This is a genomic window from Rhizobium sp. ARZ01, assembly GCF_014851675.1.
GTDB lineage: Bacteria > Pseudomonadota > Alphaproteobacteria > Rhizobiales > Rhizobiaceae > Mycoplana.
Window position 1 is genome coordinate 1754398 of sequence record NZ_JACVAE010000001.1, and the last position, 22473, is coordinate 1776870.

At 62.6% G+C, this 22473-nt stretch carries 20 protein-coding genes and 1 riboswitch; of the genes, 9 read left to right on the plus strand and 11 right to left on the minus strand.

All coding sequences use genetic code 11. The features are described from left to right. Positions 1-11 precede the first annotated feature (11 nt). The 3 genes from IB238_RS08390 (at position 12) to IB238_RS08400 (ending at position 3374) form a co-directional block, all read left to right on the plus strand. Entirely contained in the window at positions 12-1052 is a 1041-nt protein-coding gene (locus tag IB238_RS08390) for a patatin-like phospholipase family protein (RefSeq protein ID WP_246723504.1), read from the plus strand. Position 1053: 1 nt separating this feature from the next. After that, the gene (locus IB238_RS08395; RefSeq protein WP_192245254.1) at positions 1054-2508 is read left to right on the plus strand and encodes a GntP family permease; all 1455 of its coding nucleotides are present in this window, start codon (positions 1054-1056) and stop codon (positions 2506-2508) included. 80 nt (positions 2509-2588) lie between these two features. After that, positions 2589-3374, plus strand: a complete 786-nt coding sequence (locus tag IB238_RS08400; RefSeq protein WP_192245256.1) for a TSUP family transporter — start codon at positions 2589-2591, stop codon at positions 3372-3374. Between the two features lie 27 nt (positions 3375-3401). Here the strand turns inward: IB238_RS08400 and cobO are convergent, their stop codons facing one another. The 9 genes from cobO to IB238_RS08445 form a co-directional block, all read right to left on the minus strand. Next, positions 3402-4040, minus strand: a complete 639-nt coding sequence (cobO, locus tag IB238_RS08405) for a cob(I)yrinic acid a,c-diamide adenosyltransferase (RefSeq protein ID WP_192245258.1) — start codon at positions 4038-4040, stop codon at positions 3402-3404. 10 nt (positions 4041-4050) lie between these two features. Further along, the gene (locus IB238_RS08410) at positions 4051-4437 is read right to left on the minus strand and encodes a GFA family protein (protein WP_192245260.1); all 387 of its coding nucleotides are present in this window, start codon (positions 4435-4437) and stop codon (positions 4051-4053) included. Then, the gene (gene cobN / locus IB238_RS08415) at positions 4434-8207 is read right to left on the minus strand and encodes a cobaltochelatase subunit CobN (RefSeq protein ID WP_192245262.1); all 3774 of its coding nucleotides are present in this window, start codon (positions 8205-8207) and stop codon (positions 4434-4436) included. Before cobN ends, IB238_RS08410 begins: the two co-directional genes overlap by 4 nt. A gap of 43 nt (positions 8208-8250) precedes the next feature. Continuing rightward, a complete protein-coding gene (gene cobW / locus IB238_RS08420) occupies positions 8251-9309 on the minus strand; it encodes a cobalamin biosynthesis protein CobW (RefSeq protein WP_192245264.1) in 1059 nt (352 codons plus the stop codon). Between the two features lie 4 nt (positions 9310-9313). Then, positions 9314-9841 (minus strand): bifunctional adenosylcobinamide kinase/adenosylcobinamide-phosphate guanylyltransferase, encoded by a 528-nt coding sequence (cobU, locus tag IB238_RS08425; protein WP_192245266.1) that lies wholly within the window; start codon positions 9839-9841, stop codon positions 9314-9316. Continuing rightward, complete coding sequence (locus tag IB238_RS08430; RefSeq protein ID WP_192245268.1) at positions 9841-10635, minus strand: CbtA family protein; 795 nt, start codon at positions 10633-10635, stop codon at positions 9841-9843. Before IB238_RS08430 ends, cobU begins: the two co-directional genes overlap by 1 nt. A gap of 10 nt (positions 10636-10645) precedes the next feature. Then, complete coding sequence (locus IB238_RS08435; RefSeq protein ID WP_192245270.1) at positions 10646-10819, minus strand: CbtB-domain containing protein; 174 nt, start codon at positions 10817-10819, stop codon at positions 10646-10648. A gap of 43 nt (positions 10820-10862) precedes the next feature. Next, positions 10863-11172, minus strand: a riboswitch (cobalamin riboswitch). Positions 11173-11258: 86 nt separating this feature from the next. Further along, complete coding sequence (locus IB238_RS08440; protein ID WP_192245272.1) at positions 11259-13037, minus strand: peptidoglycan-binding protein; 1779 nt, start codon at positions 13035-13037, stop codon at positions 11259-11261. A gap of 174 nt (positions 13038-13211) precedes the next feature. Next, positions 13212-14672 (minus strand): cobyric acid synthase, encoded by a 1461-nt coding sequence (locus IB238_RS08445; protein ID WP_192245274.1) that lies wholly within the window; start codon positions 14670-14672, stop codon positions 13212-13214. Between the two features lie 232 nt (positions 14673-14904). Here IB238_RS08445 and IB238_RS08450 point away from each other — a divergent pair, with 232 nt between their 5' ends. The 5 genes from IB238_RS08450 (at position 14905) to bmt (ending at position 20021) form a co-directional block, all read left to right on the plus strand. Beyond that, positions 14905-15048 (plus strand): hypothetical protein, encoded by a 144-nt coding sequence (locus tag IB238_RS08450; RefSeq protein ID WP_192245276.1) that lies wholly within the window; start codon positions 14905-14907, stop codon positions 15046-15048. Between the two features lie 595 nt (positions 15049-15643). Next, on the plus strand, positions 15644-16642 hold the full coding sequence (locus IB238_RS08455; protein WP_192245278.1) for an ABC transporter substrate-binding protein: 999 nt from the start codon (positions 15644-15646) through the stop codon (positions 16640-16642). A 233-nt stretch (positions 16643-16875) separates the two neighbouring features. Beyond that, positions 16876-17784: a proline/glycine betaine ABC transporter permease gene (locus tag IB238_RS08460; protein WP_192245280.1), complete on the plus strand. Its 909-nt coding sequence runs from the start codon at positions 16876-16878 to the stop codon at positions 17782-17784. After that, positions 17777-18829 (plus strand): glycine betaine/L-proline ABC transporter ATP-binding protein, encoded by a 1053-nt coding sequence (locus IB238_RS08465; protein WP_192245282.1) that lies wholly within the window; start codon positions 17777-17779, stop codon positions 18827-18829. The genes IB238_RS08460 and IB238_RS08465 overlap by 8 nt, the downstream gene beginning before the upstream one ends. Positions 18830-19001: 172 nt before the next feature. Next, on the plus strand, positions 19002-20021 hold the full coding sequence (gene bmt, locus IB238_RS08470) for a betaine--homocysteine S-methyltransferase (RefSeq protein ID WP_192245284.1): 1020 nt from the start codon (positions 19002-19004) through the stop codon (positions 20019-20021). A gap of 127 nt (positions 20022-20148) precedes the next feature. On the opposite strand, the gene IB238_RS08475 is transcribed toward bmt, so the two are convergent. Both IB238_RS08475 and IB238_RS08480 read right to left on the minus strand, forming a co-directional pair. Continuing rightward, positions 20149-21288 carry a pyridoxal phosphate-dependent aminotransferase gene (locus IB238_RS08475; protein ID WP_192245286.1) on the minus strand — a complete coding sequence of 380 codons (1140 nt, stop codon included), beginning with the start codon at positions 21286-21288 and terminating at the stop codon, positions 20149-20151. A gap of 1 nt (position 21289) precedes the next feature. Further along, positions 21290-21931, minus strand: a complete 642-nt coding sequence (locus tag IB238_RS08480; RefSeq protein ID WP_192245288.1) for a PAS domain-containing protein — start codon at positions 21929-21931, stop codon at positions 21290-21292. A 164-nt stretch (positions 21932-22095) separates the two neighbouring features. On the opposite strand from IB238_RS08480, the gene IB238_RS08485 reads away from it, so the two are divergent. Next, complete coding sequence (locus IB238_RS08485) at positions 22096-22443, plus strand: hypothetical protein (RefSeq protein ID WP_192245290.1); 348 nt, start codon at positions 22096-22098, stop codon at positions 22441-22443. Positions 22444-22473: the final 30 nt, after the last annotated feature.

A 22473-nucleotide genomic window follows, 5' to 3' on the forward strand; every position in this document is an offset into this window, starting at 1 on the left:
CGGAGTTTGCCTTGAGCAAGTTGCCGAAGCCTATACAGCGCAATGCCCGGTCCATAGATCTTGCGCTGCAAGGCGGCGGCGCCCACGGTGCATTCACCTGGGGTGTTCTCGATCGGCTCCTGGAAGAAGACTGGCTGAAGCTGGAAGCGATATCCGGCACGTCTGCCGGCGCCATGAATGCCGCAGTCCTTGCGGACGGCTATGAGCATGACGGACCGGAGGGCGCGCGCGAATCCCTCGAGCGCTTCTGGCGGCTCGTCTCCGATGCGGCGCGCTACAGCCCGTTCCAGCGCACACTGCTCGACATCCTGCTTGGTCGGTGGACACTCGACTTGTCTCCGGCCTACGTTGTCATGGAGATGATGGCCCGTGTGGTCTCGCCCTACGCGATGAACCCCGCCGGCAAGAACCCTCTCACCGAGATCCTGGAGAAATGCGTCGATTTCGACCGCCTCTTCGCCTCGCCCGTCCGCCTGTTCGTCACGGCCACAAATGTCCACACCGGAAGGGGGCGGGTCTTCAGCAACGCCGAGCTCACACCGCAGGTCCTGCTCGCCTCGGCGTGTCTGCCGACGCTCTACCACGCCGTAGAAATCGACGGGGAACCTTACTGGGACGGCGGTTATTCCGGTAACCCCACCCTGACGCCGCTGATCGAGGATTGCGCGGCGGAAGACACGATTCTCGTACAGATCAACCCAATCGAGCGTCCCGGCACGCCAAAGACCGCGCGGGATATCCAGAGCCGCATCAACGAGGTGTCCTTCAACGCCGTGCTCCTGAAGGAACTGCGCATGGCGGCAATCATGCGCAAGGTGGCCGATCCCGGCAATGCGGATGGCGCGCGCTGGGCGTCAATGCGCCTGCACCGCATCGCCAGCGACGTGATGCTGGAGCTCGGCGCCTCCTCCAAGATGAATGCCGAATGGCCGTTCCTCCTCATGTTGCGGGACAAGGGCCGCGAGGCGGCGCAGACCTTTCTCGACGCGCATGCCGACGACATCGGCGAGCGCCCCTCCTTTGACCTCGACGAATTGATAGAGGGGAACTGATGTGGGACTTCTCGGCATCGTCGTCGGCCTGGCGCTCCTGATCGCACTTGCCTACCGGGGCTGGAGCATCCTGCTGCTCGCCCCGCTTGCCGCGCTCGTTGCCGCCGGCTTCTCACGACAACCGCTGCTTGCAAGCTGGACGCAGGTCTTCATGCCGAATGCTGCGGGCTTCTTCGCCCAGTACTTCCCGCTCTTCCTACTTGGCGCATTATTCGGCAAGCTGATGGAGGAGACAGGTTCGATCAGCGTCATTTCGCGGGTCCTGATGGAAAAGCTCGGCAAGCAGCACGCGATTGCCGCCGTCGTGCTGGCCGGGGCGCTCGTTACCTATGGTGGAGTCAGCCTCTTCGTCGCCTTCTTCGTCATCGCCCCGATGGCCGAGGACCTGTTTAGGCAAGCCGGCATCCCGCGTCGCCTGATGCCGGCGGCGATCGTGCTTGGCACCTCGACATTCACGATGTCGGCCATGCCGGGCACCCCGTCGATCCAGAACGCGATCCCGATGCCCGTTTTCGGCACCACGCCTTTTGCTGCCCCCGGCCTTGGCATCATCGCCTCGCTGATTATGGTCGGTTTCGGCCTCTGGTGGCTTGCCCGCCAGGAGGGAGCGGCGCGCAGCCGGAGCGAGGGCTTCGGCGAAAAGCGGTCCCCGTCTGCAGCGGGTATCGTTGACGACCCGACGCTGCGCGAGCACGCAAGTGCAGCACGGGAGTTCGATCCGGCCGAGATCAATCGCGGCAAGGGCGCGGGGTCAGAACCGTCATTCCTGGCTGCCGCCGCGCCACTAGCTGCCGTGATTGCAGGTAACATGCTCCTTTCGCTGGTCATCCTGCCCAAAATCGATGCCGACTTTCTTGGGGAGGATCGGTGGGGCGCAACGTCAATTTCGGCCGTGGCCGGCGTATGGGCGGTCATCACCGCCCTTGCCGCCGGCATTGTGCTGGCGCTTGCCCTCAACCTTCGAAGACTGCCGCGGCTGCGCGACACGATCGATGCCGGGGTCAACGCCTCCGTACTGCCGGCGATCAGCGTCTCCAGCCTCGTCGGCTTCGGCGCAGTCATGGCGGCGATGCCGGCCTTCGCGCTGGTGCGGGAATGGGTGCTCGGCATCGGCGGCGGCCCCGCGGTTTCGCTTGCCGTCGCCACCAACATCCTTTCGGCGCTGACCGGATCGGCATCGGGCGGGCTGACAATTGCGCTCGATGCGCTCGGCTCGACTTTCATCGTGCGTGCCGCCGAGGCCGGTGTCGACCTCTCCCTCCTCCATCGCGTCGCCGTCATCTCGTCGGGCACCCTTGATACGCTCCCGCACAACGGCGCGGTCATCACGCTCCTTGCCGTGTGTGGCACGGGCCACCGGGAGAGCTATCGGGACATCGCGATCGTCAGCATCTGTGGTGCGCTCCTGGCGCTCGTCGCGATCCTGCTGCTGGGCTCGTTGTTCGGCTCCTTCTGATCCAGACAAACTGCACCTTTGCAATTGCCGACGGCATCTGACAAAGGTGGTGGACATTACCTTGACCGCCGGATTGCCCCGTGATCGATCTCGCACTCCACGTTCTGCTTTTCCTGTTCTTTGCCGCCTTCATTGCCGGTTTCATCGATTCGATTGCTGGTGGCGGCGGCATGATCACCATTCCCGCGATGCTGATTGCCGGCATCCCGCCGCTGGAAACGCTGGGAACCAACAAGCTGCAGGCACTCTTCGGCTCCGGCTCGGCGACTGTCGCCTATGCGGGTGCGGGCCATGTCGAATTGAAGCGGCAACTTCCGCTGGCCTGCCTTTCGGCGATTGGCGCCGCCTTCGGCGCGGCGCTTGCGACAATCATCCCCGCTGACACGATGCGCGCGGTCCTGCCGATCCTGCTGGTCGGCATCGCCCTCTATTTCGCGCTCAAGCCGAATATCGGCGACGTCGACAAGCATCGCCGCCTGTCGGAAGCCGCGTTCGCGTTCACCATTATCCCAATGATCGGCTTCTATGACGGTGTGTTCGGTCCAGGCACCGGCTCCTTCTTCATGCTCGCCTTCGTTTCCCTCGCCGGCTTCGGCGTATTGAAGGCGACAGCCCACACCAAGCTGCTCAACTTCGGCTCCAATGTCGGCGCATTCGCCTTCTTCCTCGCCTATGGGGTCGTGCTGTGGAAGGTCGGCATCGTCATGGGTATTGGCCAGTTGCTCGGCGCGCAGGCCGGCTCACGCTTCGCCATGAAGAACGGCGCGAAGATCATCAAGCCGCTACTAATCGTCACCAGTCTCGGCCTGGCAGTGCGCCTGATGGCCGACCCGACGAACCCGCTTCGAATCTGGCTCGGCTGGTGACGCCAACCGAGCCAGAGCCGGGCGGCATCAGAACTCGACGCCGATTTGGGCCTTGATGCCCGAGCGGAACGGGTGCTTGATCAGTTCCATCTCTGTGACGAGATCGGCGATCTCGATCAATTCGTCCTTGGCGTTTCGTCCGGTCAGGACGACATGGGTCATATGCGGCTTCTCGGTCGTGAGAAACTCGATGACCTCGTTCAGGTCGATATAGTCGTAGCGCAGGGCGATGTTGATCTCGTCGAGCAACACCATCGAGTTGCGCTCGTCGCGGATCAGGTCCTTCGCCTTCTCCCAGGCCGATTTCGCCGTGGCGATGTCGCGGGCCCGGTCCTGCGTCTCCCAGGTAAAACCTTCGCCGAGCGTATGGAACTGGCAGAGATCGGAGAAATGCTTCTCGATCAGTTCGCGCTCGCCCGTCACCATCGCGCCCTTGATGAACTGCACGACGGCGCAGGGTTTTCCATGGGCGATATGGCGGAAGATCATGCCGAAGCCGGCCGTCGACTTGCCCTTGCCTTTGCCGGTGTGGACGATGATCAGGCCCTTCTCGTCCGTCTTCGTCGCCATGATCTTCTCACGCGCCTGCTTCTTCTTCGCCATCTTCTCGGAGTGGCGGGCGAGTTCGGCCTCGCTCATGCCGGTTTCGGTTTCCGTCTCGCTCATAGAATGCTCCTCAATCATGCTTTGGCAGGTCGTCGTCACAAGAGAGCCACGGAACCCGCTCGCTCCAGAACCAATGGTGGGCAATTTTTACGCCCGACGCGCCGTCCAGCGAGCCAATATACAGGTCGATATCGTCGGGCCGGTCATCGGTCTCGTAACTCATCGGCGAGCCGCAAGCGCCGCAGAACCCGCGCGATACCCCTGGCGAGGAGGCGTAGTGGCGCAGGGTCTCGCCTTCAAAAACAACGTTCTCCCGGGCAACGCAGAAGAAGCTCGTCACCGGCGAAGATGTCGCCCGCCGGCAGCACTCGCAATGGCAATGTCCGGCGCGGATAATCGGCCCGGAGACGCGAAAGCGCACCGATTTGCACAGGCAACGTCCGGAAAGCTCGCTCATGATGCCCTCCTCCTGTCCGCGATCGTTTCGAGCTCAAATCTCGCAGAGTTGGAGCGCGGCGACCAGAGGTGACGGTCAATGGCCTCGATCAGGCGGTCGGACATCTCCTTCAACGCTGCCGGATTCTTGTCGAGCATGAAGTCGCGCACGCGCTCGTCCAAAACGTAGGCCTGATAGACGGCCTCGAAATGGTGATCCTTCACCGCTCCGGTGGTCGCTGCGAAGGCGAACATGAAATCGACCGTCACCGCCAGCTCGAACGCGCCTTTGTAGCCGTGCCGCATGACCCCATCGATCCATTTGGGGTTGACGACGCGGGCGCGCACCACCCGACCAATCTCGTCTTCCAGCGTTCGCACAACCGGCTTTTCCGGACGCGAATGGTCGTTGTGATAGACGGTCGGCTGCGCGCCGGTCAGATGCGCCACCGCCGCGGCCATGCCGCCCTCGAACTGGTAGTATTCGTCGCTATCGAGCAGATCGTGCTCGCGGTTGTCCTGGTTCTGGACGATCGCCTGAAGGCTCTTCATGCGCGCCTCCAGCCGGTCGCGGCTGGAAACGTCCTCGCCTTCGCCCGCATAGGCATGCGCGCCCCAGGCAAGCCAGGCCTCGGCGAGATCGCCGCGATCCTTCCACAGGCCCTCGTCCATCATCGTCTGCAGACCGGCGCCGTAGCTCCCCGGCCTGGCACCGAAAACGCGGTAGCCGGCCTGCGCCAGCGCCTCTCCTTCACCGATGCCGTCGGCGGCCAGGCTCGCCGCCTCGGCACGCATCCGGGCGGCGATCGGATTGTCCTCTGCGTCTTCGTCGAGCGCTCCGATCGCGCGAACCGCGCGGTCGAACAGTGCGATCTGCTCGGGGAACGCATCGCGGAAGAAGCCGGAGATCCGCAGCGTAACGTCGACACGTGGACGGCGCAGCATGGCGGGCGGGATGATCTCGTAGCCGGTGACGCGGCGGGAAACCGTGTCCCACACCGGTTTCGCACCGATCAGCGCCAGCGCCTGGGCGATATCGTCGCCGCCAGTGCGCATGTTGGACGTACCCCAGGCGGTGATGCCGAAGGACGTCGGCCACTCGCCGTGGTCCTGGGCATAGCGCGTCACCAGCAGTTCAGCCGATTTCTTGCCGAGTTCCCAGGCGGCGGGCGTCGGCACGGCACGGCTGTCGACCGAATAGAAATTCCGACCTGTCGGCAGCACGTCCGGCCGTCCACGCGTCGGGGCACCGGACGGACCAGGCTCCACGAAACGGCCGGAAAGCCCACGCATCAGTGCTGCCATTTCGGCCTTGCCGCAAGCCTCGATCGACGGCTTGATTGATGCGTTCACCTGGTCCAGTACAGCGCGGGTGGCCGTCCAGCCAGCCGGGCATGGTAAGTCTCCCGAGACGAGCTTCGCCGCCAGCATCTCGATGCGTTCGACCGCGTCGCCGGCCGTCCGCCACGGCGTCTCGGATTGCGCCGCGAGGATATCAGGTTTCGGACAGCCCCAAGGGGCAGAGGGGTCGCAGTCCAGCGGGTCGAACGTGGCACGCCCTTCTCCAAACTCAAGCAGGTCTCCTGCAATCGCTCGCTGCAGACTAGCGTCACCGCACTCGCCTAAGCCCCGCGGCACCCGCGCCAGCGCCAGTGTCAGGTCGGTCAGAAGCCGCCCCGACGGCGAGACGCCGAAGATATGCAACCCGTCGCGAATCTGCATTTCCTTCAGGTCGCAGAGATAGGCGTCGAGCTTCTGCAGTGCCGTCTCTTCTCCATCCGATTTCGCAATACCCGCATCCTGGTCGAGACCGATGTCACGGACGAGATCGAGGATCTGCTTGCTCAGAAGCTTGATGCGACGGGGATCGCCGCCCGAGGCGTCGTAATACTCGTCGACCAGCGCCTCCAGGTCCTTCAACGGCCCGTAGGTTTCGGCGCGCGTGAGCGGAGGCGTCAGGTGATCGATGATGACGGCAGCAGAGCGGCGCTTGGCCTGCGTACCCTCGCCCGGATCATTGACGATGAAGGGATAGAGATGCGGCACCGGCCCGAAGACAGCCTCCGGATAGCAGGTCTCCGACAGCGCCAGCGCCTTGCCCGGCAGCCATTCGAGGTTACCATGCTTGCCCACATGGACGATGGCATGCGCGCCAAAAACTTCGCGTAGATAGGCATAGAAAGCGAAGTAGCCGTGCGGTGGCACGAGATCCGGCGAGTGATAGGTGTCCTTGGGATCGATGTTGTAACCGCGCGCTGGCTGGATGCCGACGAGCGTCTCGCCGAAACGGGCAAGCGGCAGGGCAAAAACATCGCCCTTGACGAATGGATCGGCCTCCGGCGCACCCCAGCGGCTGCCGACCTCTTCCTGAATCGATCTCGGAAGACTTTCGAAGAAGCACCTGTATTGATTCAGCGAAATCGTCTCGCGGATTTCGCGACCATCGCTTGCTGCATTGGTCGGTCCGGCCATCAGATGGGCCATCAGTGCGTCGCCATCGGCCGGCAGGCTACCGACGGCATAGCCGTCCGCCTTCATGACGCGCAGAATTTCCAGCGTACCGGCCGGCGTGTCGAGGCCGACGCCATTGCCCAGCCGGCCGTCGCGGTTCGGGTAGTTTGCCATGATGAGCGCAACGCGGCGCTCATCCGTATTTGCCCGGCGCAGGCGTGCCCAGTTGGCGGCAAGCCGTGCCGAGAAGCGGATGCGATCCTCGACCGGCTCCAGGCTGACGATGTTCGTTTCGACATCGGCATCCCAGCGGGCGGCGGCCTTGAAGGACACGGCTCGCGCCAGCACCCGGCCATCCACCTCCGGCAGGGAGACATTCATGCCGAGATCGCGCGCCATCAGCCCCTGGGCGGAGGCCTGCCAGGCATCGCGCGACGAGCCGGAAAAGATCACCTGCAGCACCTGCGCGCCCGTCTCGTCCAGCACGGTCGGCTTGCGATTGGCGCCCGGCGCCGAAACGGCGAAGCTGGTGGCATTCAACACGACATCAGGCGCAACCGCCGCAAAGGTGGCGCGCACGGTCTCGGTCGAGGCTGGATCTTTCAGGCTGGAGACGAAGATCGGTAGTGCCCGCACGCCTTCGGCCGCAAGCGCTTCTATCAGCATCTCAATCGGCCGCGTTTCACCGCTCTGGACGTAGGCGCGGTAGAAACTGATGGCGACGGTCGGCGCTTCGCCTCCCTCGGTGACACCGTTGACAGAAAGCTTTTGCCATTGGTCAACGTCGATGACTCCCCTGCCCGGCCAGCAGATACCCGCCTTCTCCAGCGGCACGGAGGGCGCCGGCTTTTCGCCACCGAACACCAACGCGTCCGCATAGGATAGGAAGCGGGCGGCGTTTTCGGCTCCGCCTTCCGTCAGGTATTCCCACAGCCGCAGCCGGTCCTCCTCGGCGATGCGGTTGAACGGCACCAACCCATCGTCGGGCCGATCGTCACCGGGCAACGCCACCACGGAGATGCCGTTCGCCACCGCGGTCGCGTGCAATGCTTCGAGCACGTAACGGAAATAGCTCGCCCCGCCGAGCGCACGGATGACGATCAGTTTCGCATGCCGAGCCGTCCGCTCGACATAAGTATCGACCGACATGGGATGGGTGAGCGATGCCAGGCTGGCAAGCCGCAACCGCGTCGAGGAATCGCGGCCACGGTGCGCCGCCGCAATCGACGCGAGTTCAGTGTCCGCCGCCGAGAGGAACAGGATATCGCCCGGCGACTGGCCGAGATCGATCGCCTCCTTGCCGTCGGCGATCGTGCCCTTTTGTGCTAGAAGGAGATGCAAACCGGCCTCCCTTTTGCCGAATGCCTCGGCACCGCCCTGCCCTTCAGGCTGCCGCGGCGGCGATCGCCGCGCGAACGGCAGTCTCGTCCATGTCGTGCAGACCGATCACGACAAGGCGCGTCCCGCGCGTCTCGCCCGACTGCCAGGCGCGTTCGAAATACTGGTCAATGCGGCTTCCGACAGCCTGGATCAAGAGGCGCATCGGCTTGCCGGGGACATCGGCGAAGCCCTTCAGACGCAGAACGTCGTGCTCTGTAATCACCCCTTTCAGCCGCTCGATGAAGACGGCCGGATCAGCGACGGGGCCGAGCTCGACGACGAAGCTGTCGAACTCGTCGTGGTCGTGATCATGCTCCTCGCCGTTCTCGTGCTCCAACTCATGGTGCGACTTGCGATTGGCAATGTCCTCCTCCGTGCCGATGCCAAGGCCGAGCAGGACGGCAGCGGCGACATCGCCGTTCTTCGCTTCGATCATCGCCGGCTTGCGGGCAATGCGGGAGGCGACTTCCTCGCGGACCATCTTCAGTCCTGCGGCGTCGATCAGGTCGGTCTTGTTGAGCACGATCAGGTCGGCGGCCGTCAGCTGGTCCTCGAACAGCTCCTCCAGCGGGCTTTCGTGATCGAGGTTCTCGTCTTCAATCCGCAAGGCATCGACCTTGTCATGGTCATCGGCAAAGCGACCGGCGGCAACCGCGGCGCTGTCCACCACGGTGACGACGCCATCGACCGTCACCTGAGTCTTGATTTCCGGCCAGTTGAAGGCGGCGACGAGCGGCTGCGGCAGCGCCAGGCCCGAGGTTTCGATGACGATGTGGTCGGGGCGGTTCTCGCGCTCGAGCAGCTTCGACATGGTCGGAATAAAATCGTCGGCGACCGTGCAGCAGATGCAGCCGTTGGTCAGCTCGATGATGTCATCCTCGCTGCAGGCCTCCGCACCACACCCCTTCAGCACGTCGCCATCGACGCCGAGATCACCGAACTCGTTGATGATCAGCGCGATCCGCTTGCCATTGGCGTTCTGCAGCAGGTTGCGAATCATCGTCGTCTTGCCCGCGCCGAGGAAACCGGTGATGACGGTGGCGGGGATCTTTTGCTGGAGCATAGGCTCAACCCTTCATTTTCAGCGGCAGGCCTGCCGCGACAAAATAGACTTCGGTGGCGACCGACGCCACCTGTTGGTGCAATCGCCCGGCGTGGTCGCGAAATTCGCGCGCCATCTTGTTGTCCGGCACGATGCCGAGGCCGACTTCGTTCGAGACGAAGAAAAGCTTGCCCGGCGCAGTCACGATCGCAGCGGCTAGATCGTCGAATGCAGCGTTCATGTCATGCCCTTCGAGCATCAGGTTCGTCACCCACAGCGTCAGGCAGTCGACAAGAAGGGCACGGTCGTCGCGCGCGGTGTCGTTGATACATTCCGGCAGTGCCAACGGTTCCTCGTGGGTGACCCACCCATGGCTGCCGCGCTGCGCCTTGTGCTGCTCGATACGCTCGCGCATCTCATCGTCCCAGGCCCTGCCCGTCGCGATGTAGTGCTTCGAAAGGCCCGTCTCTGCGACCAGCCTCTCTGCAAATGCGGATTTTCCGGAACGCGCACCGCCCAGAACCAGGACGGCTCCGGGCGATACGGTTTTCATCAGGCTGCCTTTGCGATCTTCTCGTTGGCGAAGCCGAGCGAGAGGCCAAGCACGATCCAGAAGAACAACGTCGTGGCGAGCGCCGCCACGGCGAACTCCGCGCCGAGGACAGCAGGCACGTCGCTGGCGAGGTCCGTCGGCTGCGGCGCGCCATAGACGTGCGGCGCCGCAATCAGGGCCATGCCGGCGACTTTGGCACCCAAACCGTCCTTCAAAATCAGGAGGTAGAGCCCGCCCGCCGAAAGGGCGACCGTCCCCAGCCACCAGACCTGCCGCTCGGCAAGGTCGGCTGCCGGAAAGCCGGGAAGCTCCGGCGGCAGACCGATGGCCGGCAGCAGGTGCACGGCAAGCCAGCCGGCAGCCCCCCAGAGAGCGCCGTTAGCGACCGTGATCGGGTTGCCCGTCACGAGGCTGACGCCTGCGAGGAGCAGGCCAAAGCCCGCACCCGCCACCAGATTGGCAAGCAGCGTGCCGGAAAACCGGCTCATGCCGAACATGATGCCGCCTTCCTCTTCGTCATGCGCAGCGCCGCCATGAGCGTAGGCGACGGACACCGGCGAGAGATAGGAACCGACCTTTGATAGGGCGGCACCCAAATCAAGGGCAGAATGCTCTTGCGTTGTCTGAAGATGGGTCTCGGTGCCCGTTCCAGCCGGTGCCGTCTCGGCTCCGCCGCCTTCATACTCCTCGGCATGAAGGATGAGCGGAATCACGCGCGCCTCCTGGGCGACCGTCATCAGGGCGCCAGAGAACAGCCCGGCCACCAAGGCGGCCAGGAGATATTTGACGATCATGTCATCCCCCTTAGTGGCAGGGGAAGCCGTAGGAGTGGCGAGTGTCGTGCGCGGTATCGTGCAGGACCGACGAATTGGCGAGGCCTGCGCCGAACACCAGGAATCCGCCGAGCAGAAGCGCTACGAGACCGGCATAGAGACGATCGTTGAGGGAAAGGGAAACAGAAGAAACGTTAGCAGCCATGACAACCTCCGTGCTGGCAATGGGGAACATCCCCTAGGCGGGCACTATGCCCTTCATTGGAGGCAGGTCTCCTGGCTCGTGGCGTCAGGTGCATTGCACCAACGGTCCATCCTCGCCTTCCCGGATGAAAGCAGCATGAAAGGCGGACGATTCGTAGAGATAGAGGCGTCCAGACCCCGGTTCATCATGCCGCCACCCAGTGGCTTTGCCGATCGCTTCAAGACCGGCTGGATAGGCCTCGCCACTCTACAGTCGCGGGGTCGGCCGTGATTGGAGCGCCCTGATTGGGTCCACCCCGTCACATTCCCATTTACGCGCCCGTTCGTTTCCGGACCGGCGCGCCATCCAATAGGCGATGATTATGCCCGGCGAGCGAGGAAGTCAATCGACCGTCAGCGTCATCCATATTCCGGAAACCGGCGTCACGACACCGGCCCGATCAATAACCGGGGCCGCTCCGCCGCATGCCGCCCTGATAGACCGGACCGTCGTAGTATCTCTCGACCGGCCCCTCGTAGTAGCCGCCGTAACCGCCGACGGGACCCTCCAGGTAACCGTCGACCGGCCCTTCGTATACGCCATAGCCGTCGACCGGCCCCTCGTAGATCCGATAATCATCATTGGCGTAACGGTTATCTTGATAGCGCTGCCGCGCCACACGCTCGCGATTGCGATTCGCGGCGAACTGGCCCGATTCGCGCAGTTGGCGATACTGCTTGCGGGTGAGGTAGCCATCGGCGCTATAGCCGAGCGAACGCTGCCATGCCGCAATTGCCGACCGGGTTCGCGGACCAAATACGCCATCGGCGCCGCCCGTGCTGTAGCCGAGCGCATTCAGCCAACGCTGCGATTGGGCACGCGTGCCGGCATCAAGATAGGCTTCGCGGACGTCCGGCGGCGTTTGGTACACCGTCGTCTGTGACTGCAGTTTTTGCCTGGCAGCAGGCTGTTCGGTAACGACACCGCTTGCGCTCGCATTGTCCTCTACCGTCGTACCGTCATCCTGTGCCGTCGTACCGATGTTGGTGTTTTTCTCGAGGTCGGCCAGGCGCCGGCGCGCCTGCTTGGAAAACCGGCCATTCGGATACTCGCTGAGATATTTTTCGAAGGCCTCGGCCCGGCCGTTGAGAACAGCGCGGCTCCAGCTATTGTCCTCGCGCCGAGCGAGACGCTCGGCCTCGTCGCTCTCAGCCTTGGTCGCCGTACCCGCTGCAGTCGAGCCATCCAGCTCGGTGGGCAGGGCTTCAGCATCCAATGCATCTGCGGCATTTGGAGTTTGCACCGGCGCGGTCGGTTCGGAGCTGGCCTTCGCAGCCTGCTCGGCCTTCAGCCGCGCTGCCTCTGCGGCCTCTTCGGCCTTGGCGCGTTCGGCTTCAGCCGCTGCTTGCGCAGCCTCTGCCTTTGCCTTTGCTTCTGCCGCTGCCGCGTCTGCCTTGGCCGCAGCCTCAGCTGCAACCCAGGCATCCTGTTCGGCCCTGATCCGAGCAGCCTCAGCGGCCTCTTCGACGCGCTTACGCTCCGCCTGTGCAGCCGCCTGCTCGGCATCAGCCTTTGCCTTTGCTTCTGCCGCTGCCTTGGCTTCTTGTTCCGCCTTCAGGCGCTCTGCCTCGGCCTTCGCCTGTTGCTCCGCCTTCAATCGCGCAGCTTCCGCCGCTTCTTCTGCACGTTTGCGCTCTGCTGCGGCTTTTTCTTCCGCGACGCGTTTTGCTTCTGCTTCCGCGCGTGCCTGCTCTTCCTTCCGCAGACGTTCGGCTTCCTCAAGCCGTTTACGTTCGGCTTCGGCGGCAAGCCTTTCCTCTTCGACCTTCGCCTTCTCGGCCTTGACCTTGGCCTCTTCCTCGGCCTTCAGACGCGCGGCCTCGGCGGCCTTCTGCTCGGCTTGCGCCTTTTCCTTCTCGGAAGCTGCAACGCCGCCCGCCTCTTGCGTCGTCTCTTTCGCATCGGTCGCAGGCTTGGCCACGCCGGCCGCGTTCAACTCGGCAAGGCGAAGCCGGGCGATCGAGGCGAACGTGCCGTTCGGATACTGCTTGAGGTAATCTTCGAACCCCGCCGGATCACTGCTGGACGAAACCTTTTGCCAAAGGGAAAATTCGGATTCCCATCGCTTGCTCGCGCTCACAGCCGGCTTCGTTTCCGCCGCCTGCACCGCAGGTCCGCCCGCAAGGGCAAGTCCCAGCAGGCTGGCCAGTCCGAGTTTCGCAAAACGCGCGCTGGTCATGCAAGTTCCCTTTCGATCGCTGCAGAGACGCCTTCGCAGGCTAGCCGCTATTGGACGCCTTCAAGGCCATGGTACCGGATTCCGGCGCAACTTTGGTGATTGTCGATCATAACCGAATTTGCGCGGGCATCTGCAATATTCGACGTTTCTGGACGGTCAATTAATCGGGAAAACTCAATCACATCGCATGAACGAAGCCAGCCATTGTGGGTCAAGGACAACCTCGAGCTCGGCTGCCACGCCATCTAGGGCTTCATCGACCGCCTTGCCATAGTCGAAGCCGCCACCTGCAATTCCGAACTCGGCCAGCAGGCCGGCCCGAAAGGGGGCACTGGACAGCAGGCCGTGCAGATAGGTGCCGAAGACACGCCCGTCCGCAGACGTCGCCCCGTCGGCGCGGCCGTCGATCGCCACAGCCGGCCTGGCACAATCGGGGCCGGTGGTCCGGCCGAGATGAATCTCATATCCTTCAAGCGGAACGTCATAGCGAAGCGAACGCGCAACACTGTTGCGCACTGTTTTTTCCGGCGCCATTTCGGTCTCCACCTCAAGCAGACCGAGCCCTTCGACCTCGCGATCGCTCCCCTCGATGCCGAGAGGATCGGTCACACGCCGGCCGAGCATCTGGTAGCCGCCGCAGATCCCGATGATATGTCCGCCGCGGCGATGATGCTGTTCCAGATCACGGTCCCAACCTTGGGCCCGAAAATCGCTGAGGTCGGCGATGGTGGATTTCGAACCGGGAAGGATGACGAGACCGGCATCCGCGGGGATGCGCTCGCCGCGGCGGACGAAAACGAGATCGACGTCCGGTTCCTGGCGCAGCGGATCGAAATCGTCAAAATTGGCAATACGGGACAACACCGGCACCGCCACCCGCAGCGCCCGAGCCTGCCCTGTCGTCAGCCGCTCCAGCACCACGGAATCCTCAGCCGGCAGCCGCCGGGCATGTTTCAGCCACGGCACGACGCCGAAGCAGGGCCAGCCGGTGTGCGCCCCGACCGCCCTGATGCCGTCGTCGAAAAGCGAAACGTCGCCACGGAACTTGTTGATGAGGTAGCCGGTCACCATCGACCGGTCTTCCTCGGGAAGGATCGCATGGGTTCCGACGAGGGAGGCGATGACGCCGCCGCGATCGATATCGCCCACCAGCACGACGGGCACGCCGGCCCGCGTCGCAAACCCCATATTGGCGATATCGCCGGCCCTGAGGTTGATCTCCGCCGGCGAGCCGGCTCCTTCGACCACGACAAGGTCGGCGCCTTCGCTGACCGCTTCGAAACTATCCAGCACTGCACTCAGCAATTTCGGCTTCAAAGCCTGGTAGTCCCGCCCCTTTGCCTGGCCGAAAACCTTGCCCTGGACTACGATCTGACTACCGGTGTCGGACTGCGGCTTGAGAAGTACCGGGTTCATATGCACCGAAGACGGCACACGCGCGGCCAACGCCTGAAGCCACTGCGCCCGACCGATCTCGCCGCCGTCGGCCGAAACAGCAGCGTTGTTCGACATGTTTTGCGGTTTGAACGGCCTGATCTTGAGGCCCCGATTCGAAGCTATCCGGCACAGGCCCGCAACCAGTACCGTTTTCCCGACATCGGAGCCTGTTCCCTGCAGCATGATTTTTTTCGTCATGTGCCTTCACTAGCATCGCGCCCGCTGGCGGCAAAGTCCTGAAAACGGCGCGTTGCCGCCGCGATCCGGCGTCGCCCCGCCACATTCTCACACCACGCCGGAGCGCCCTTGCGCAAAACATCTATTTGCGACACTCAATGCCGAGAACGATTGCGATTCCAACATTACGCAAGCGTATACACAAGTCTGGATGCGACGGACACACGCGGCGCCCGCAATGAGGACCAAGACCATGCTGTACATCTTCAGCAAACCGAATTTCATTCAGATCGCATGGAACGGACTGGCGCCACAAAACCAGTCGCGCATTCGCAATGTCGTTGCCGACGCACCGCTTGGACCACTTCGTGTCATTCGCACAGGAAATGTCGGCTAAGAACGTCGACATCGCCGCAGCACCAATGCCTCCAGCCGTCGGCGGAGGCATTTTCTTTTGATCTCTGCAAAAGAAAAAGCCGCAGCGCACTTAAGCCCCGCGGCTGGTCCGAAACACGGACAAGGCCGGAATACGCACCGGCGATATTCGACCCCGGTACGCACTACCTGATCCGGGGACCGGCAGTAACTTGGCTGCCGTGACGACACAATTAGCCGCACATCGTTACCGGATCGTTATTGAGACCTTAACCAAAAGTGAATTGCGCGTATTTATTGCAGATAGAACCACTTTTTTCGCGCTACCGCCGTTTAGGGCTCTGGGCTCCGCTGAAGCCCACTCATTCGCTGCAAGGTTGATTTCTTTGTCGGAATCCTTACCCTGACTGCTGCGACAAAACACGTACGGTCGGTGACAGGGTTCGATCCTTCCGAGACAGCAGAAGATGGATGTCGCCGCAAGCAGGGTATCGACTTGCCTGACGCGCTTATCGGCCCCCAGCCTGCCGCTTGTGACGACCGGGCAGAACAGGAAATGCAGAGCCTCGTCCTGCCCCAGATGGTTTGCTGCATTGAGACTGGGAGGTCTTGAGACCATGGAAAAACTTCTCGCTGCAACCATCCTGGCCGCTGGCCTCTACGCCGGTTCCGGGTCCGCACAGGCTGCCGATTGCGGTAGCGTTTCGATCGCAGAGATGAATTGGGCATCGGCCGGTGTTGCCGCGCAGGTCGACAAATTCATCCTCGAGAATGGTTATGGCTGCACGGTCAACCTCGTGACCGGCGACACGATGCCGACCTTTGCCTCTATGAACGAAAAGGCCGAACCGGACCTGGCGCCGGAATTCTGGGTGGATTCGGTGCGCACCGCGCTCGATGCCGCAATCGCAGAGGGCCGCCTTATCCAGGCTGCACCGCTCCTTTCCGAGGGCGGCGTGCAAGGCTGGTGGATCCCCAAATTCCTTGCCGACGCCCACCCCGACATCAAGACTGTTCAAGACGCCCTGAAGCATCCGGATCTGTTCCCGGCGCCAGAAGACCCCAAGCGTGCCGCAGTCTACAACTGCCCTCCGGGCTGGAACTGCCAGATTTCCACGGCCAATCTTTACAAGGCACTGGGAGCCGACAAGCTGGGATTCGATCTGGTCGACACGGGCTCGGCCGCGGGCCTGGATGGATCGATTGCCAACGCCTTCGAAAAGAAGATCGGCTGGCTCGGCTACTACTGGGCGCCGACCGCGATTCTCGGCAAGTACGACATGATCAAGCTCCCCTTCGGCGTCGAACACGACAAGAAGGAATGGGATGCCTGTACCGCCATTCCGGACTGCCCGAACCCGAAACTGAACGGTTACCCGGTCGCCGGCGTCTATACGATCGCGACCAAGGCGTTCACCGAAAAGGCGGGCGTCGCCATGGACTACGTCAAGACACGCAAGTGGGACAACCAGACGGTCAGCAAGGTGCTGGCCTGGATGAGCGAGAACCAGGGCACGAACGAGGACGCAGCGAAGTACTTCCTGCAATCCTATCCGGACCTGTGGACAACCTGGGTGTCCCCGGAGGTGGCAGAAAAGGTCAAAGCCGCGCTCTAACGCGGCGGAACAGGCAATAGAACTCCGGGCCGCCTGCGAGACGGACCGGACAGTTCACAAAGAAATGGGGAAGAGAAAAGCAAGGTCGCAAACAGGCACATGAAAGCATCCACTTCATGTGACAACATGGCGGCAAGCCGGACCGAACAATAGTAAATGCAGCGTCCAAGACGCGCCCCGGCCTGCGGTGGGGCAGACGCGACGGCGGTGCCCGGCAGGACAAGGGGATCGAGATGGCATTGTGCGACTACATGCCAGCATTGCTTTGCAGGTTTCCCGCGCTGAGCGATTCGACGATCCGCGTGGGGCGCAAGGCAATTGACGACGGCTTCAAGGGGCTCGTGCGCTCCTATGCCTCCATCATCGATGCGGCTGTCCAGCCGTTGCAGACCTTCCTGAACTTTCTGGAGCGCCTTTTCGTGGGCTCACCGTGGCCGATCACGCTGGCGCTGATGCTCACGATCGTCTACTTCGGCAGCCGCGACCTGAAGGTCACCATCGGCACCGCGTTCGCCATGTTTTTCATCGGCCTGTTCGGTCTCTGGAACGATGCGATGGTGACGCTGGCGATGACCACCGTGTGCACGATCTTCGCCGTTCTGCTCGGCATGCCGATCGGAATACTCATGTCGCGCTTCGATCGGGTTCAGTCGTTCGTCAATCCCATCCTCGACGTGATGCAGACGATGCCGAGCTTCGTCTATCTCATCCCGGTGGTGATGATCTTCGGCATCGGCAAGGTGCCCGGCATGATCGCCGTCGTGATCTACGCCATCCCACCGATGATCCGGCTGACCAATCTCGGCATCCGGCTCGTCGACAAGGAGGTGCTGGAGGCGGCAGACGCATTCGGCTCTTCAAGCTGGCAGAAGCTGAGGAACGTGCAGTTCCCGCTAGCGCTTCCAACCATCATGGCAGGCATAAACCAGACGATCATGATGTCGCTGGCTATGGTCGTCGTCGCGTCGATGGTGGGCGTTGGCGGTCTGGGCAAGAACGTACTGGGCGCCATCAACAACCAGTTCTTCACCGTCGGTTTTCTCAACGGCTTCGCGCTCGTCGCGATCGCCATCATTTTCGATCGAACCAGCCAAGCCTACGGCAAGCGGCTGCAGAAGCATTCGGAGGTCGTCCATGGCTAGTCATGCAATCGAAGTGAAAAATCTCTACAAGATCTTCGGCCCCCGAGGCTCGGACTATATCGAGATGGTGAAGAACGGGCTCGGCAAGGCCGAACTGAACGAGAAGTATGGCCACGTTCTCGGGCTGCAGGACATCAACATCGCCATGCCAGCGGGCGGTGTCATGGTCGTGATGGGTCTGTCCGGCTCCGGCAAGTCGACGCTCATCCGCCACATCAATCGCCTGATCGAGCCGACCGCTGGCGAGGTGCTCTATGACGGCGTCGATATCTGCCGGATGAACGAAAGCGATCTTCGCGCCTTTCGCCGCCACAAGACCGCGATGGTCTTCCAGAAATTCGCGCTGTTGCCGCACCGGACAGTGCTCGAAAACACCGTTTACGGCCTTGAGATTCAGGGCGTTCCGGCCGCTGAAAGCGAAAAGCGCGCCCGCTACTGGATTGATCGTGTTGGCCTGTCCGGTTTTGAAAAGCACTATCCCAACCAACTCTCTGGCGGCATGCAGCAGCGCGTCGGGCTAGCCCGCGCCCTCACCAACGATGCCGAAATCCTGCTGATGGACGAGGCCTATTCCGCGCTCGATCCGCTGATCCGTGTTGACATGCAGACTGTCCTTCTGGACCTGCAGAAGGAGCTGAAGAAGACGGTCGTCTTCATTACGCACGACCTGGACGAGGCGCTTCGATTGGGCGACAAGATCGCCATCCTGCGCGACGGTAAGGTTGTGCAACAGGGCACCGGCCAGGACATCGTGCTGAAGCCTGCCGACGACTACATCACCGCCTTCGTCAAGGAAGTGAACCGTGGTCGTGTCATCAATCTCGAAACGATCATGATACCACTTTCGGGGAATCCGGAAGGTATGCCAATTGCCAGGGGCACCGTGCTCGAGGCCGCAGCCCGCGCCATGACCGCCGCCAATCACGCTGTGGCCCATGTGGTTGACGAAGCGAATCGGCCGGTCGGGGCCGTCACGCTCAGCGCGATTATCGCCGCCATGGTCACACCGACCAGTCACGAGGAGCGCCCCCAGGCGGCCGCATAAACTCTATGCATGGAAAACAGCAGGACGCCCCAGTAGGCGCTCCTGCTAGTTCGCGCTCTGCGCTTCGGCGCTTGCGCAGACATAAAGAAATCTTTATATCCTTAACTCACTTTGAGATACAGGGATCCGGCCTGCCGAATGGTGTCTGCCGGCACGACAAGGAAATATTCTGATGACGACCGAATCCAATGCGCTGGCGGCTCTGCTCGCGGAAAAGCCGTTTCTCCTTGCCGATGGCGCGACAGGCACCTCTCTTTTCGCCATGGGGCTCGAAGCTGGCGAGGCGCCGGAACTTTGGAACGAGGCCAAGCCGGAAAACATCACCAAGCTGCACCAGGATTTCGTCGATGCAGGCGCCGACATCATCCTGACCAATACCTTCGGCGGAACGCGTCACCGGCTGAAGCTACACAAGGCACAGGACCGGGTCTTCGAACTGAACAAGAGAGCGGCGGAGATCGCTCGCGCGGTCGCCGACAAGGCGTCACGCAAGGTCATTGTCGCGGGTTCGGTCGGACCGACGGGTGAGTTGCTCATCCCACTCGGCGCGCTTACCTACGAGGACGCGGTTACAGCCTTTGCCGAGCAGATCAAAGGCCTCAAGGCCGGCGGAGCGGATGTCGCCTGGATCGAGACGATGTCCTCGCCGGAGGAAATCCGCGCCGCCGCCGAGGCAGCCGTCAAGGTCGGCCTGCCCTTCGTGTATACCGGCTCGTTCGATACCGCCGGCAAGACGATGATGGGCCTGCATCCAAAGGACATCCATGGCGTTGCCGGCGATATCGGCGGTGGCCCGCTTGCGGTCGGCGCCAACTGCGGCGTCGGCGCCTCGGACATCCTCTCCTCCCTGCTCGACATGACGGGTGCCGACCCGTCGGCGACAATTGTCGTCAAGGGCAATTGCGGCATTCCGGAATATCGTGGCGCCGAAATCTACTACTCCGGCACACCGCCCCTGATGGCCGAGTACGCGCGTCTCGCGCGCGATGCCGGCGCGCGCATCATCGGCGGTTGCTGCGGCACCTCCTGCGAGCACCTTGCCGCGATGCGTCAGGCGCTCGACGCGCACGAACCGCGCGAACGCCCCACGCTGGAGGCCATCATCGAAGTCATTGGCCCGCTTCGCAACAAGTCGGCCAACGAGGGCGCCGCCGCACCCGCCCGCGAACGCGGTCGCCGCGCCCGGGGATGATTACTTTTGGCTGCAAGCTGACGCCAGTTTGCCCTTACCCTACCCGGGGAGAGGGAATGGCGACGCCGCGGCTTTCCTCCTTCTCCCTGCTTGCGGGAGAGGTGCCGGAGGCGGATGAAGGGGGACCTCACCGCCCGTAAGCAACCGCCAGGAATCCACCCCAAGCATCCAGTCCCGCCTGCATATCCTGTCGCCCGAAACCGACACGGAATCGGTCCTCCGGCACCGGCAACAGATCGGAGACGAAGAGGCTGGACGGCAGGAGCAGAACGCCAGCTTCCTCCACCAGTCGCCGGCAATGTTCCTCGACACCGTCGCGGCCGAGATAGCGGACGAACGCGACGCAGGCGTCCGGTGCGCTCCATTCGTAGAGATCGGCATTGACGCTGAAGAAGGCTGTCAGCGTCTCGGCATTGGCGGCGCTGATGCCGCGCGTGCGTGCAAGAATGGTTTCGCGTGCCTTCAGCGCGATGCCTGCCAGCACCTCGGACGGCCGCGCATTGCAGATCGAGAGATAATGCTTCATCCGCTCCATGCGCTGCAAAAGAGCGTGGTCGCGACACGCAATCCAGCCGATGCGCAACCCCGACAGTCCATAGGCCTTCGACATGACATTCAGCGAAACGCCCTTCTCATAGGCGTCAGCCGCCTGAGGCAGCCGGCGCGATGCGTCACGCTCGAGCCCGTGATAGACCTCGTCGCTGAAGAGATGAATGCCACGTTCCCTGCAAAGCTCGACCAGGCCAAGAAACACATCCGTGTCCGCGACAACGCCGGTCGGGTTGTTGGGGAAGTTGACGGCGATCAGCTTCGTTTGCGGGCGAAGCGCTTTTCGCACATCATCGAGATCGAGTTGCCAGCCGTTTTCCGGCCGCAGCGGCACGCCGGCGACAGAACCGGCGATCGTCACCGGCAGTGTTTCCATTGACTGGTAGTTCGGCACGGTGACGATGGCGTGATCGCCCGGCTCCAGAAGCGCGAGCATCGCGCAATAAAGCCCCTCTTCCGCCCCGGCGAAGGTGAGGATATTGGCGCCGGAGAGCCCGCCATAGGTCGAAGCGATGATGTCGCGCAAGTCCGGAGCCCCCCAGGTCGGCGTGTAGCCAAGCGTCGTCTGTTCCCACGCTTCGCGATCCGCATCGTCGGCCAGTTTCAGCAGATCGCTGAGCGCCATCGTCTCGCAGTCGCTAGCGGCCATATTGAAGCGGGCGGTGAATTCCCAGCGCGAAAAGTGGGTTTCGAGGCGAAAATCGGGAAGCGTAGTCAAGTCATATTTCCTTCGAAGAATCGCGCCGTGCATCAGCGAGATAGTTATATATGGAGGCGCGGGAGGTGCCGGTGAGGCTGGCAAGATGCTCGGCCGCATTGCGCGTCTTGAACAGGCCGCGTGCGTCGAGCGCGGCGACCAGTTCGACCCGATCAGTGCGCTTCAGCGCGGACAAAGATAGCCCTCGGTCTCGAAGCCACTCGTTCAGGGCTGCATTCATCGCCTCCCGCCAGTCGCCGGCGAAGAGTGACGCCGGCTGCGGCTGTGGCGTCCCGGCGAAGGCCGAAAGCAACCGCACAGCCTCGTCGATGCGCGACACATCCATGTTGATGCAAAGCAGTCCGATTGCCCTGCCCTCGCCGTCGGGCAGCACCGCTGTCACCGATTTCAGCCGGCGGCCATCCGTACCGGTCTTCTCGTAAGGTCCGAACAACACCGTCTCAGGGTCGCCCACGAAATCTTCTTCGATGAGTGAACCCATGCCCACCCGACGGCCGGAAAAGGCATTCCAGATTCCTGCGATCCTTCGCGTCGCAAGGTCATGGAGCACGACCTCGGCATGGGGATGGAGCAGCGTGCTGATCGCGACGGCTACAGAACCGTGAAGTGTTGCCAAATTCGCTTGGGATGGGTCTTCGAACATCAGTCGCATATCTGCCGAATTAGATAAATTGTCAATCTTGTATATTTTGTATAACCAAGTGATCGATGTTCACCATCCCTCGCGATCACCAGAACTGGCGCCTTGCGCGACCCTGCCCCCTATCCTATCCCCGGATAAGAACAGATTCGCGAGGAGATCGGCCAATGAATGCAGGACTTGCCGCCTTTCCGGACAGGGAGACGATCGCAGAAAAACTGTCTGTGCTGAATGAGGCCGACCAGTCAGTTCTGCGCCTGCTGATGGAGAACACCCAGCAGGATGAAAATCTGATGTCGGGGCTGGAGTTCTGCCTCAACAAGGCATCGGAAGCGCGCTTTCTGAATTCGCTGAAACTGGAAAAGCTCGGCGAGTGGCTTGGAACTGCGGCCCCGGTACGCCTGCAGGCGCGCCTCATGGAGGCAGCACGCTCCAGCCAACACGCCGCCTATCAGGCTTTTCGCGCCGGTCTAGCCCGTTCCGGCGGACTGGAGAAGGCCTACCCGAAGGCGTGACGGCACAGCGCCGAAACCGATTTTGAGCGG

Bases quoted from the DNA above. Each gene is read 5' to 3' on its own strand.
- cobO (WP_192245258.1), bottom strand. From the start codon at position 4,040: ATGAGCGAGACGGAAACCGAAACCGGCATGAGCGAGGCCGAACTCGCC.
- IB238_RS08410 (WP_192245260.1), bottom strand. From the start codon at position 4,437: ATGAGCGAGCTTTCCGGACGTTGCCTGTGCAAATCGGTGCGCTTTCGC.
- cobW (WP_192245264.1), bottom strand. From the start codon at position 9,309: ATGCTCCAGCAAAAGATCCCCGCCACCGTCATCACCGGTTTCCTCGGC.
- cobU (WP_192245266.1), bottom strand. From the start codon at position 9,841: ATGAAAACCGTATCGCCCGGAGCCGTCCTGGTTCTGGGCGGTGCGCGT.
- IB238_RS08430 (WP_192245268.1), bottom strand. From the start codon at position 10,635: ATGATCGTCAAATATCTCCTGGCCGCCTTGGTGGCCGGGCTGTTCTCT.
- IB238_RS08435 (WP_192245270.1), bottom strand. From the start codon at position 10,819: ATGGCTGCTAACGTTTCTTCTGTTTCCCTTTCCCTCAACGATCGTCTC.
- IB238_RS08440 (WP_192245272.1), bottom strand. From the start codon at position 13,037: ATGACCAGCGCGCGTTTTGCGAAACTCGGACTGGCCAGCCTGCTGGGA.
- IB238_RS08445 (WP_192245274.1), bottom strand. From the start codon at position 14,672: ATGACGAAAAAAATCATGCTGCAGGGAACAGGCTCCGATGTCGGGAAA.
- IB238_RS08450 (WP_192245276.1), top strand. From the start codon at position 14,905: ATGCTGTACATCTTCAGCAAACCGAATTTCATTCAGATCGCATGGAAC.
- IB238_RS08455 (WP_192245278.1), top strand. From the start codon at position 15,644: ATGGAAAAACTTCTCGCTGCAACCATCCTGGCCGCTGGCCTCTACGCC.
- IB238_RS08460 (WP_192245280.1), top strand. From the start codon at position 16,876: ATGGCATTGTGCGACTACATGCCAGCATTGCTTTGCAGGTTTCCCGCG.
- IB238_RS08465 (WP_192245282.1), top strand. From the start codon at position 17,777: ATGGCTAGTCATGCAATCGAAGTGAAAAATCTCTACAAGATCTTCGGC.
- bmt (WP_192245284.1), top strand. From the start codon at position 19,002: ATGACGACCGAATCCAATGCGCTGGCGGCTCTGCTCGCGGAAAAGCCG.
- IB238_RS08480 (WP_192245288.1), bottom strand. From the start codon at position 21,931: ATGTTCGAAGACCCATCCCAAGCGAATTTGGCAACACTTCACGGTTCT.
- IB238_RS08485 (WP_192245290.1), top strand. From the start codon at position 22,096: ATGAATGCAGGACTTGCCGCCTTTCCGGACAGGGAGACGATCGCAGAA.